12 protein-coding genes are annotated in these 11479 nt (G+C 59.3%); 5 read left to right on the top strand and 7 right to left on the bottom strand.

Annotated features, from left to right (window positions below; translation table 11 throughout):
• The first annotated feature begins 293 nt into the window (after positions 1 to 293).
• From Q4481_RS02730 to Q4481_RS02720, 3 genes are all read left to right on the top strand, one after another.
• On the top strand, positions 294 to 2180 hold the full coding sequence (locus tag Q4481_RS02730) for a calcium-binding protein (RefSeq protein WP_304374723.1): 1887 nt from the start codon (positions 294 to 296) through the stop codon (positions 2178 to 2180).
• A gap of 172 nt (positions 2181 to 2352) precedes the next feature.
• The gene (locus Q4481_RS02725; RefSeq protein WP_304374722.1) at positions 2353 to 3030 is read left to right on the top strand and encodes an alpha/beta fold hydrolase; all 678 of its coding nucleotides are present in this window, start codon (positions 2353 to 2355) and stop codon (positions 3028 to 3030) included.
• A gap of 230 nt (positions 3031 to 3260) precedes the next feature.
• A complete protein-coding gene (locus Q4481_RS02720; RefSeq protein ID WP_304374721.1) occupies positions 3261 to 3806 on the top strand; it encodes a tetratricopeptide repeat protein in 546 nt (181 codons plus the stop codon).
• A gap of 163 nt (positions 3807 to 3969) precedes the next feature.
• On the opposite strand, the gene Q4481_RS02715 is transcribed toward Q4481_RS02720, so the two are convergent.
• The 7 genes from Q4481_RS02715 to mutY form a co-directional block, all read right to left on the bottom strand.
• Positions 3970 to 4209, bottom strand: a complete 240-nt coding sequence (locus Q4481_RS02715; protein WP_304374720.1) for a hypothetical protein — start codon at positions 4207 to 4209, stop codon at positions 3970 to 3972.
• On the bottom strand, positions 4209 to 6881 hold the full coding sequence (ppdK, locus tag Q4481_RS02710) for a pyruvate, phosphate dikinase (protein ID WP_304374767.1): 2673 nt from the start codon (positions 6879 to 6881) through the stop codon (positions 4209 to 4211). The genes Q4481_RS02715 and ppdK overlap by 1 nt, the downstream gene beginning before the upstream one ends.
• Before the next feature lie 197 nt (positions 6882 to 7078).
• A complete protein-coding gene (locus tag Q4481_RS02705) occupies positions 7079 to 7273 on the bottom strand; it encodes a type II toxin-antitoxin system HicA family toxin (RefSeq protein ID WP_304374719.1) in 195 nt (64 codons plus the stop codon).
• 6 nt (positions 7274 to 7279) lie between these two features.
• A complete protein-coding gene (locus Q4481_RS02700) occupies positions 7280 to 7522 on the bottom strand; it encodes a DUF1902 domain-containing protein (RefSeq protein ID WP_304374718.1) in 243 nt (80 codons plus the stop codon).
• Positions 7523 to 7698: 176 nt separating this feature from the next.
• Positions 7699 to 8061 (bottom strand): nuclear transport factor 2 family protein, encoded by a 363-nt coding sequence (locus tag Q4481_RS02695; RefSeq protein WP_304374717.1) that lies wholly within the window; start codon positions 8059 to 8061, stop codon positions 7699 to 7701.
• Positions 8062 to 8069: 8 nt separating this feature from the next.
• Entirely contained in the window at positions 8070 to 8681 is a 612-nt protein-coding gene (locus Q4481_RS02690; protein WP_304374716.1) for an HAD family hydrolase, read from the bottom strand.
• Between the two features lie 11 nt (positions 8682 to 8692).
• A complete protein-coding gene (mutY, locus tag Q4481_RS02685; protein ID WP_304374715.1) occupies positions 8693 to 9781 on the bottom strand; it encodes an A/G-specific adenine glycosylase in 1089 nt (362 codons plus the stop codon).
• 69 nt (positions 9782 to 9850) lie between these two features.
• On the opposite strand from mutY, the gene Q4481_RS02680 reads away from it, so the two are divergent.
• Positions 9851 to 10354, top strand: a complete 504-nt coding sequence (locus Q4481_RS02680; RefSeq protein ID WP_304374714.1) for a DUF721 domain-containing protein — start codon at positions 9851 to 9853, stop codon at positions 10352 to 10354.
• A 134-nt stretch (positions 10355 to 10488) separates the two neighbouring features.
• Positions 10489 to 11241: a DsbA family protein gene (locus Q4481_RS02675; RefSeq protein ID WP_304374713.1), complete on the top strand. Its 753-nt coding sequence runs from the start codon at positions 10489 to 10491 to the stop codon at positions 11239 to 11241.
• Positions 11242 to 11479 lie beyond the last annotated feature (238 nt).

Below are 11479 nucleotides of genomic sequence, written 5' to 3'. Positions count from 1 at the left end.
ATTGAACGATATTCTGCCGAAGGGAATGGCGGGCTGGGCCGTGCTTCTGGCACTTGCCCTCATCATTCTTTCCGGCATCTGGATCGCGCTTCCGAGAAATTGAGCCAAATATAAAATTACAACTGCTCTTGACGGAAAATCACGTGATTTGTCCGGTCTCGGGAAATATTTGCACTTGGCTACATTTGACATCTTTTAATATTGTATTTACCTAATTCTTGCGGTCAGTTTGGCGTCCATTTCATGGATCGTCCCGAACAATCGCGTGGTTGAACACGGATTGGGAGGGGCAGATGACGCTCTATGTCGGCAACGAAATTCATGACAACTCTCTCTACACATCCTACAATTCAAGCCCAAAGGTCATCGGGCTAGCCGATGGCGGTTATGCGCTTGCCTGGAGTCATTCGAGTAGGACAATCTACACCCGCGCCTACGACGAGAACGGTGTCGCCTATGGGGATAGTGAAGGTGTTGCGGTTGTGACGGCTGGCGGCAATGCCTTTGGTCTTCCGATCACCATTGCCGCCGTTTCCGGTGGCGGATACCAGCTCGGTTGGTCCACCTGGCTCGGTGACGGCGATCACTATGGCGTCAACCAGATATCGCTCGATAGCGAGGGAACGGTGACCGGCAGCAGCAGCGTGGTCAACAGCACCACCGCCAGCGCGCAGGACTATCCGGCCATGGTGGGCACGTCCAATGGCGGCTGGCTCGCAGCCTATACCAGCTGGGGCGCTGGCCCGAGCGGAGGCTATGCGCTGGCTGTGCGCGGCTTCGATGCGAATGGCGACGCCATAACGCTTGCCGGCAGCACGAACGAATTTCTTGCCAACGAGGATAGGACGATCTCGCCGTCGAACGCCAATATCGACGTTCTCGCCAGCGGCAGATTCGTGGTGACGTGGGACTCTTACTACAACGGTCCGGGCAGCGACGATCATTATGAGGTTCGCCAAAGGGTTTTTGAGGCAAACGGCGACGCGGTTACCGACGACTTGCAGGTCAATGTCTACACGACCGGCGTCCAGAGCAATTCCGATGTCACGGGCCTGAAAGGCGGCGGCTATGTTGTTTCGTGGCACGGGCCCGGCTCCGCGGATTCGGACTTTGGCGTCTACCAGCAGGTCTTTGATGCCGATGGCGTAGCCTTGTTCGAGACGGACCAGCTTATCAGCACGAGTACCGGTGGCCAGCAAAGCGAGACATCGATCGCGGCGCTCGATAACGGCGGCTGGGTTGCGGTATGGACCTCCAACCATGGCGGCGACTACGAGATCTACCAGAAGGTCTTTGCTTCAGATGGTTCAGTGCTCGTCGATGAAACCGTGATTGCATCGACAACGTCAGGGGAAAAGTCTCAGCCGAATGTCGCCGCCCTTGAAGATGGCGGATGGGTTGTCACCTGGAGCGCCTACCAGCAGTTCGGCGCCGAGAGTACGTCCATCGTCCACCGACGCTTCGGCCTGACCAACGAGGCACCGGAAGGTTTCGACAAGACGCTGAAGATCAAGGAAGATGTGCCCCAGACACTGTCGGCCAACTATTTCGGCTTCTCCGACGATGACGGCAATGCGATGAAGGGCGTCATCATCTCCAGCCTGCCCACCAAGGGCGTTCTCAAGCTGAATGGCGTTGCCGTGACGACCGACCAGATGATCGATGCCGCCGATCTCGGCAACCTCACCTATACGCCGCCCGCCAACGCGTTCGGAACCGGACTGGCAAAGATCGGCTTCAAGGTGGTCGATGATGGCGGCACTGCCTATGACAGCGTCGATACCGACGCGAGCGAGAATTACGTCACCTTCAACATCACCGATGTCGTCGATGTCTTTAACGGCACCAATGCCAACAATACGCTGACGGGCACGCAAGGTGCCGACCGTTTTCTCGGCATGGGCGGCAATGACACGCTCAAGGGCCTTGGCGGCATCGACACATTCACCTTCCGGACCGGCGATGACAAGGACAAGATCATCGGCTTCGACGCCGTCGGCGCTGACCATGACATTATCAATCTCGCCGGCTTGAACTCGGTCACCTCCTGGAACGATCTCAGGGCCAACCACATGAGCAGGTCCGGCGCCGATGTGGTGATCAATGGCCTCAATGGCGATACGATCACGCTTTCAGGCGTCAAGCTCACCGATCTCGACAAGGGCGATTTCGTGTTTTGAGTGGGGTGGTGCGCACGGCTATCGCGGCGCGATGGCGCAGCACTGTGCATGCGCTTTGCCGGATGTGATTGGTGTACGGCGACAAGAAGTCGCTGTTTCGTCCGGTATAGGGATCAGGTTGATCTTATGGTAGATGCTGGCCATAGGGAGTGATCCGGGGTCCTCAGCCGCAATGAACATTGTTATCCTGCCAGGACTGGATGGAACCGGCAAACTCTTGTCAGAGGCAGGAGAACTGCTCTCCCCGGCACATATGGTCTCGATCGTACGTTATCCGGCCGACCTGAGCCGATATGAAGACCTGCTGCCGTGGGTCGAAAACACTCTGCCCGAGGATGACTTCCTCATCGTTGCGGAGTCCTTTTCCGGCCCACTCGCAATCATGCTGGCCTCGAGAAAACCAATCGGCTTGAAAGGATTGGTATTTGTTGCGACGTTTGCGAGAACGCCCGTGGCATTGCCTGCATTCCTGACCTACGCGGTTGAAAGGATGCCCATCAAATCTCGGGCGTTGACGTGGTTGGCGCAGCCGTTTCTGATGGGAAGATGGTCCGGAAAGGAATTCACAGCGACGTTCCGACAGGCAATGACCTTCGTCCCGGCCGCGACAATTGCGCGACGGCTGAGGGAAGTTCTGAAGGTCGATACCCTCGAGAAACTGCACCAACTGGATGTTCCTTTCATTTATCTCCTGGCGACAAACGATCGGTTGGTGCCATCACGAATGTCGCTTGATTTTGACCGCGCCCCCGGCGCGATAATCGCGATTGAAGGCCCCCACTTTTTGTTGCAGGCGAACGCCCCGGACTGCGCGCGGCATATTTTGAGTTTCGCGGCTCGTTTCAACTAGATCGTGCAGCGCCGTATCAACCGTCCGGGCTTTGAGCTTTCATACGACCAGTTTGCTGGGGGGCTGAACACCGACCTCCCCATTCCTGATTGTGCCTGTGCGGCAGCGCGCTTTGTGACAGGGGTCAGCAACTCCACATAGAAATTGAAAATCGCCGCGTGACTTCCAAGGCCGAACGCCGCTAAGAATAGGCGATTACGGAAGAAATAAGTATTGAAGAGGAGTTTTCCATGGATTTGGATGAGGATTTGCAGCGTGCGAACGACTATCTGAAAAAAGGTCTTGTCGAGCAAGCCGTTGAAATTCTTCACCCCATTTTAGCAGAAGAGGGACGCAAAGCGATTGCCGCCTACTGTCTTGGTGTCTCCTATGCGCTCAACACCGAATACAAAAATCTCGAACTGGCGAAACACTACTACGCAATTGCGGAGAGTGAAGGCCATCGGATGGCCGGGTACAAAATTGCAGGTATCCTGCACAGAGAAGGAAGCCTGAAAGAGGCATTTCTGGCGTACAAGAGGATATATACTCTCAATCCTTCTGCGGCCTACTGGTGCTATCGATTGGCAAAGGAAAACAAATTTGAAGACTATCGCCTTTACCTCAAAGCGGTCGTCGATAGCGGTCATGTGCTCGCTATCAGGGACGACATCCTTGAGCAAATCAAAGGAAGAGATGGTTTGGGAGCTGTGTTTCGGGCGTTTCTGCGGATCTTTCCGATGTTGCGCTATGCGAAAGCTGCGGTTTCGAATGAGGCGGAAAGTCTCTATCGATAACAGGCACCGGTGGGATGATACCGGTCCAAGACCGTCCTTTCCCATCGCGAAAGCCATCGCCCAGCCAGCTTTTGCCTTGGCCTACCGTCGCCCACTCCTGATCGTTGCCTGCTCCAGCACGCTTGGCGTCGACAACAGCGCAGCGCGATGCGGCTGTCCCGCGTCAAATCCCGTCTGGAAACCAGATTCCCCGAGCGAGGATGTTGCCCATATTCGGGCGAACATGATTTTTCTCGATTTCATCAAAGGAAATCGCGCGGATACTGGCTATAGCACAGGGCTCCCTCGCCCATTCCGGAGAACCCATGACAATCACGCGCGCATCTGCTTCATCGATTGCCGTTACGCCCCAGCCCATCCTGCATAGCGGCGTCGGGTTTTCGAAATTGACCCAATAGGTCATCACGGATTTCTGCCACTCCTGATCGTCGCCTGCGCCGCCGCGAGTTTCGCGATCGGCACGCGGAAGGGCGAGCAGGAGACATAGTCCAGTCCCCACTGTTCGCAGAAATTGATCGAGACCGGGTCGCCGCCATGTTCGCCGCAGATGCCGAGTTTCAGGCCCGGACGGGTGCGGCGGCCGCGTTCGGCGGCGATCTGGATCAGTTCGCCGACGCCGTCGAAATCGAGATTGACGAAGGGATCGCGCTCGATGATGCCCTTCTGCATATAGGTCGGCAGGAAGCTCGACGCATCGTCGCGCGACATGCCGAAGGTGGTCTGGGTCAGGTCGTTGGTGCCGTAGGAGAAGAATTCCGCCACTTCGGCGATCACATGGGCGCGAAGCGCCGCACGCGGCAGTTCGATCATCGTGCCGACGAGATATTCGATCTTCATGCCGCTTTCATCCATCACAGACTTGGCAACGGCATCGATACGGGCCTTGACGTAGTCGAGCTCGGCCTTGAGGCCGACCACGGGCACCATGATTTCCGGCACCACGGCCGCACCGGTCCGGCGCGCCGCCTCGACGGCGGCCTCGAAGATGGCGCGCGCCTGCATCTCGACGATCTCCGGATGCGAGATATGCAGACGGCAACCGCGATGGCCGAGCATGGGATTGAATTCGTGCAGCGCATCGATGCGTTCTCTGAGATGCACGGCCTCCATGCCGATGCGGGCGGCGACCTCGTCGATCTCCTCTTCCGATTTCGGCAGGAATTCATGCAGCGGCGGATCGAGAAGGCGGATCGTGACCGGCGTGCCATGCATGATCTCGAACAGTTCGACGAAATCGGCGCGCTGCATCGGCAGAAGGACGTTGAGCGCCTCGCGGCGCTCCTCGATCGTCTCGGCGAGGATCATTTCGCGCATCTGGTTGATGCGGTCGCCTTCGAAGAACATATGTTCGGTGCGGCAAAGGCCGATGCCTTCCGCGCCGAAGGAGCGGGCGGCGCGCGCATCCGACGGGGTTTCGGCATTGGTGCGCACCCGCATGCGGCGGATCTTGTCGGCCCAGCCCATGATCTTCTCGAAATCCGGCGACAGTTCCGGCTGCAGCATCGGCTGCAGGCCCTTGAGCACCTGGCCAGACGAGCCATCGATGGAGATGATGTCGCCTTCGCTGAGCTTGAAGCCGTGGCCCACGAGTTCGTGATTGCGCATGTCGACACGCAGGTTGCCGGCGCCGCAGACGCAAGGAATGCCCATGCCGCGCGCAACCACCGCCGCATGGCTGGTCATGCCGCCGCGTGTGGTGAGAATGCCTTCTGCCGCATGCATGCCGTGGATATCTTCCGGGCTGGTTTCGGTGCGCACGAGGATGACCTTGCGGCCTTCCTTCTCGGCAATCAGGGCCGCCTCGGAGGTAAAGACGATCTCGCCTGCTGCCGCACCCGGCGAAGCCGGCAGGCCCGAACCGATGATTTCGCCGCGGGCATTGGGATCGATGGTCGGATGCAGCAGCTGGTCGAGGCTCGACGGATCGATGCGATCAACCGCTTCGGCCTCGCTGATCAGCCCTTCCGACACCATGTCGACGGCAATCCGCATGGCGGCGCGCGCCGTGCGCTTGCCGGGACGGACCTGCAGCATCCACAACTTGCCACGCTCGATGGTGAATTCGAGATCGAGCATATCCTTGTAATGCGCCTCGAGCCTGTCGCAGACGGCGGTGAATTCGGCGAATGCCTCCGGCATCAGCTTTTCGAGCGAGGGCTTTTCGGAACCGGTCTCGATGCGGGCCTGATCGGTGATCGATTGCGGCGTGCGGATGCCGGCCACCACATCTTCGCCCTGTGCATTGACGAGGAATTCGCCATAGAGCGCGCGGGCACCTGTGGAGGGATTGCGGGTAAAGGCGACGCCGGTGGCCGACGAATTGCCGAGATTGCCAAACACCATGGCCTGGACATTGACGGCCGTGCCCCAATCGTCCGGGATGTTGTGCAGCATGCGGTAGGTGATGGCGCGGTTGTTGGTCCAGCTCGAAAAGACCGCGCCGATGGCGCCCCAGAGCTGGGCCATCGGATCCATCGGGAAGGACTGGCCGAGTTCCTCGTCCAGCATATCCTTGTAGCGGGCCACGACACCCTGCCATTCGGCCGCCAGCATTTCGGTGTCGAGCGCGCGGCCAAGACGCGCCTTCTCGTCATCGAGGATCTCTTCGAAAATGTCATGGCCGAGCCCCATGACGACGCCGCCATACATTTCGATGAAGCGACGGTAGCTGTCCCAGGCAAAACGCTCGTCGCCGGTGTCGCGGGCGAGTGCCACGACCGTATCGTCGTTGAGGCCGAGATTGAGGACGGTATCCATCATGCCGGGCATGGAGACGCGGCTGCCCGAGCGAACGGAGAGCAACAGGGGCTGGTTGGCGGAACCGAACTTGCGGCCGGTCTGGATCTCGATCTTCTGCAGGCCTTCGACGACCGAGGCTTTCAGCCCATCGGGAAAATGGCGGCCTTCGACGAGAAAGTGATTGCAGGCATCGGCAACGATGGTCAGTCCCGGCGGAACCGGCAGGCCCATCAGGCACATTTCCGCGAGGTTTGCCCCCTTGCCGCCCAGCCTCTCGGCGAGATCGGCCCGCCCCTCGGCCTTGCCGGCACCAAAATTATAGACCCATTTCATGATTCCGGCCCTCACCCCGCGCGGAACAGCATTTCTCGTTGAGATCACTGCTATCTCATTCGCAGCATTTTGAAAACAGCATCGAACAAGAAAATGCTGCAATGCACAAAGGGCGTCGCATAGGCTAAGCAAGTCCCGAGGCATCCGGTTCGTGCAGTGCCGGTTGCGCAGCCAGCGCCAAGCAAAAATGTCCGATGAGATCAGAAGGCCTTTGGAAGCCCAGCCTGCTTCAGAGTCTCATTGGCCGTATGCCGTGACTTCACGCCATGATCGACGGTGAAATAGCGCTTGGTGATCGGACTATACCAGATGTCGTGGTCACCCTTCCCATGCCGATGGAAGGTGCAGCCTGCCTTGGACAGAAGCTCGAGCAGTTCCCTGAGATAGCCCGCCATGGGATTTCAAAAACAGGGGTTGGGGATCTTTGCCAGATGCTCTGCCATGAAATGAACGGGGATTTCCGGCAGATCGGATGTGACGCCGTTCAACTCGAGAAGGTCGGAAATCGCCGCCAGAGACTTCTGCTCTAGCAACTCCAGGGTCTCCGCCTCGACGGCCAACCCGTCAATATCTGCGCTCGAGGCGACCCACACGCGCGCATCCTCATCCCAGTAGGCACGAACCAGGATCGAATGATGCTTCATTTCCGTTTCTCCCGCTCATAGCAGATTGCAAAAGCCGACCGCCTGCCCGCGACCCAATACGGTTGGATTATGCACCGAATATAGGCGCTTTCAAACCGGAATTCATGATCCTGCGGCTCAAAGGTCTCTCCGCATCGAAAGGGCGCCTTCGTGGCCATGCCGCGACGGCAGGAAAGCTACCCCCGATCAAACACCGTCACCCGCACGATCCGGCCGGCATCGTCGAAGTCGGTCACTTCCTCGCCATTTCGGCGGATGACCTCTCCCGTTGTCCGGTCGGTGGCTTCAAGCCGCCAGACCGAGCGCACCGAACGATCGCCAAGCTGTTCGACGAGATCATCTTTGGCATGCTGATCGGGAAAGCGGGCGAAATAGTCGCGGAAGGCCTTGAGGATCGCCGCACGACCACGCGTCTCGCCGCCGAAGCCCGGCGAGACATAGAGCGCATCCTCGGCAAACATCGTCTCGATCGCCTCGAAATCCAGCCGGTTGATGGCGTCGTGATAGGCAATCAGGGCTGCAACAGGATCGAAACGCATGGCCTGCCTCACAGCAGGCCGTGGGCGGCCAGATCGGCCCTGAGCTTTTCGGCTCCGCTATAGTGGATTGCCTGCCAGCCAAAGGCGCGCGCAGCCTCGATATTGGGCAGGCTGTCATCGATGAAGAGCGTGCGCTCGGGCACCAGGCCGAAACGTTCGGTGTGAACGCGGTAGATTTCCGGATCCGGCTTGATCAGGCCGACGCGGGCCGAGACAGTGACACCCCGCGGCAGGGTCAGGAACGGAAAGATCTCCTGCGCCTGATCGAACGTATCGTCAGCGAAGTTGGTCAGCATCGTCACATCGCGGCCTTCATCGATGAAGCGCTTCAGGAGCGTAACACTGTCGTCATAGGCGTGACTGACCATCTCGTGCCAATGTTTGCGGAAGGCGCGAATGCGCTCGGCCTGGTCGGGATGGCTTGCAATGAGAAGCGCTTCGGCCTCGGCCCAGGTCCGGCCGCGATCCTGCTCGATGTTCCAGTCATGGGTGCAAACATTATCGAAGAACCATTTCCGATCGACCGGATCGGGAATGATCCGCGAGAACGGGATATCGGGATCATAGTGGATCAGCACGCGTCCGATATCGAAGACGATATGGTCGACCGGGAGGGGCATGGAAGGTCCTTTCATTTCTGTCTTTTCTCGCCGATAGCGACCGCAATTGCCTTTTTCATGACAGTTGGAAGCGCCTGGCCTTCAAGATTTGCGACCGGCTCCCACCAGCCGTGATCGTCTGAGGCCTCCATAACCTTGGCGAAATAGATGGTGAGGCGCAGTTGGAAATGGGTGAAGACATGCGTGACCATTCCCTTCTCCTGCCAGTCGGCCGCAAAGGGAGCGGCCTCCGGATCGGTGGCGCCATCCTGCCTTGCTGTCCAGTCCGTCGTCGGCACTTCGGTCATGCCGCCGAGCAGACCCTTTTCGCCCCGCTTTCGCAGAAGCACCCTGCCCGCGTCGTCAAGCGCCACGAAAGCGGCCCCCAGCCGGACGGGCTTCTCCTTCTTCGGAGCCTTGAACGGAAAGGGTTCTGGATCGCCCTGCGCAAAAGCGCGGCAATCGTTCCGCCAGGGACAGAAGACACAGGCCGGACGGCGCGGAGAACAGACGGTGGCGCCGAGATCCATCATCGCCTGGGCAAAATCGCCGGGCCGATCCTGCGGCGTGATCGCATCGAGACAGGCGCGCATCAACGGTTTGGCGGCAGGCAACGGCATCTCGATGGCAAAGACCCGCGAGATCACGCGCTCGACATTGCCATCCATGACGAGCGCCCGTCGATTGAAGGCGATGGCAGCGATGGCAGCTGAGGTATAGTCGCCGATGCCCGGCAGGCTCGCCAGTTCTTCGACCGTATCGGGGAACTTGCCGCCGAAACGGTCCACCACCTCTTCGGCGCATTTGATGAGATTGCGGGCGCGGGCATAGTAACCGAGCCCGGCCCAGGCTTTGAGGACTTCCTCCCTGTCGGCGGCGGCAAGATCGACCACTGTCGGCCAGACGCTGATGAATTTGAGGAAATAGGCCTTCACGGCCTGGACGGTGGTCTGCTGCAGCATGACCTCCGACAACCAGACGAAATAGGGATCGGGCCGGATACCGGCCGCATGCATCTTGGGATCGACGCGCCAGGGCAGTTCGCGGTGATGGCGATCATACCAGGCGAGCAGCAGCGAGGCTTCGGGGCGGGTCAATTGCGACCGAGGTGTCAGTGTCATGGTTGCCGTTTCGAGGGAACGCGATTATCTAGGGCGTAACAAGCTTGGCCTCGGTCCGGAAGTCCCTAAATGACATTTCACAGGAATGGAGCGATTCAGATCTCGGAAGCAGCCAACCGGCTGATGGATCCTGTGCTGGCGCGTAAGGCAGGCATCAACACGGCGCTGATCGGCTCGTGGGATGAAATCGTCGGCACCGACTTCGCCGATTGCACCCGCCCGGAAAAGATCACCTGGCCGCGACGCAATTCGGAAATGGCAGGGGAAGAAGCTCGCGTTGAACCCGGCGTGCTGACGATTGCCTGTGAAGGGGCCCGAGCGCTCTTTCTGGCCCATGCCCAGGGGGAACTCATCCAAAGGATCAATGGGTTCTTCGGCTATCCCGCGATCCGGCAGGTGCGGATCGTCCAGAAGCCCGTGGCAGTGCAGCAGAAGTATCGGCGCAAGCCAAAACCGCTCAATGCCGCCGAAAATGCCAAGCTCTCCTCGATGACAGGCGAGATCGAACATGAAGCCCTGAAGCAGGCGCTCGACCGGCTCGGCCGCGCGATCATCGGGCGCACCAAACGCTGAAGCGGTTCACGACAGCGACAGTGGAAGCCTTTGGCTCGTCACAATTGTTTGAACAGATGACCGGGCTGGGCGCTTGCAGCGCGACCGGGCAACGTATATCCAGAGGCGAAATTTCGCCCATTCGAGGACTTTCCATGTTGCTTACCCGTAAAGATCTTCTCAAGCGCCTCGGCGCCGGCGCCGCTGCCGTTGCATTCGCCTCCACGCTGGCCGCCTGCAGCGATTCCTCGGAAAAGGAAGCCAAGAAGGAACCGGCAGCCGAAACCAAGACGGAGGCTCCGGCCACAACGCCGGCTGAGACCAAGCCGGCATCCAAGGTCGAGCTGCCCAAAGCGGAAGGTTCGGTCGATGTCGCCAAGCTGATGGCGCCCGGCGCCCTGCCGGACGTTTCGATCGGCAAGGCCGACGCACCGGTGACGATCGTCGAATATATGTCGATGACCTGCCCGCATTGCGCCCGCTTCCATACCGGCACGTTCGAGGCGATCAAGACCAAATATGTCGATAGCGGCAAGGTCCGTTTCGTGCTCCGCGAATTCCCGCTCGACACCCGCGCGGCTGCGGCGATCATGCTGGCGCGCTGCGCGCCGGAAGGCCAGTATTTCCCGATGGTTTCGGCGCTCTTTGCCAGCCAGATGACCTGGGCGACCGCCGAAGACGGCAAGGCCGCCCTTCTGCAGATGTCCAAGCTCGCCGGTTTTACACAGGAGAGCTTCGAAGCCTGCTTGACGAACCAGAAGCTTCTGGATGATGTGAACAAGGTGCGGGATGCGGCGTCCAAGGAATTCGGCGTCAACTCCACACCCACCTTCTTCATCAACGGACAGCGTTATACTGGGGAAATGAGCGTTGAAGAAATGTCGGGTCTCATCGACGCCGCTCTTTGATCCACCGTTTGATTGCATGACGGGCGGCGCCTTCGGGCTGCCGCCTGTTTTGTTTTGCGGAAAGCTGATCACGCCCTCTTTCAACGTTCGTGGCGCAAACCCCTCCCCAACCCCTCCCCACAAGGGGGAGGGGCTTAGCTGGCTGCTCCAGCGCCACCCGAAATCATCCTTTCGCCTTGCTCAAAGGTCTGTTTGGGCCTGCGAGGGCAAAGCCGGGTTAGCCCCTCCCCCTTGTGGG

The sequence above is a fragment of the Fluviirhizobium alvei genome (assembly GCF_030551875.1).
Lineage (GTDB): Bacteria > Pseudomonadota > Alphaproteobacteria > Rhizobiales > Rhizobiaceae > Rhizobium_E > Rhizobium_E alvei.
This window is presented reverse-complemented; position numbering and strand designations above follow the sequence as displayed.

Bases quoted from the DNA above. Each gene is read 5' to 3' on its own strand.
- Q4481_RS02730 (WP_304374723.1), top strand. From the start codon at position 294: ATGACGCTCTATGTCGGCAACGAAATTCATGACAACTCTCTCTACACA.
- Q4481_RS02725 (WP_304374722.1), top strand. From the start codon at position 2,353: ATGAACATTGTTATCCTGCCAGGACTGGATGGAACCGGCAAACTCTTG.
- Q4481_RS02720 (WP_304374721.1), top strand. From the start codon at position 3,261: ATGGATTTGGATGAGGATTTGCAGCGTGCGAACGACTATCTGAAAAAA.
- Q4481_RS02715 (WP_304374720.1), bottom strand. From the start codon at position 4,209: ATGACCTATTGGGTCAATTTCGAAAACCCGACGCCGCTATGCAGGATG.
- Q4481_RS02705 (WP_304374719.1), bottom strand. From the start codon at position 7,273: ATGGCGGGCTATCTCAGGGAACTGCTCGAGCTTCTGTCCAAGGCAGGC.
- Q4481_RS02700 (WP_304374718.1), bottom strand. From the start codon at position 7,522: ATGAAGCATCATTCGATCCTGGTTCGTGCCTACTGGGATGAGGATGCG.
- Q4481_RS02695 (WP_304374717.1), bottom strand. From the start codon at position 8,061: ATGCGTTTCGATCCTGTTGCAGCCCTGATTGCCTATCACGACGCCATC.
- Q4481_RS02690 (WP_304374716.1), bottom strand. From the start codon at position 8,681: ATGCCCCTCCCGGTCGACCATATCGTCTTCGATATCGGACGCGTGCTG.
- mutY (WP_304374715.1), bottom strand. From the start codon at position 9,781: ATGACACTGACACCTCGGTCGCAATTGACCCGCCCCGAAGCCTCGCTG.
- Q4481_RS02680 (WP_304374714.1), top strand. From the start codon at position 9,851: ATGACATTTCACAGGAATGGAGCGATTCAGATCTCGGAAGCAGCCAAC.
- Q4481_RS02675 (WP_304374713.1), top strand. From the start codon at position 10,489: ATGTTGCTTACCCGTAAAGATCTTCTCAAGCGCCTCGGCGCCGGCGCC.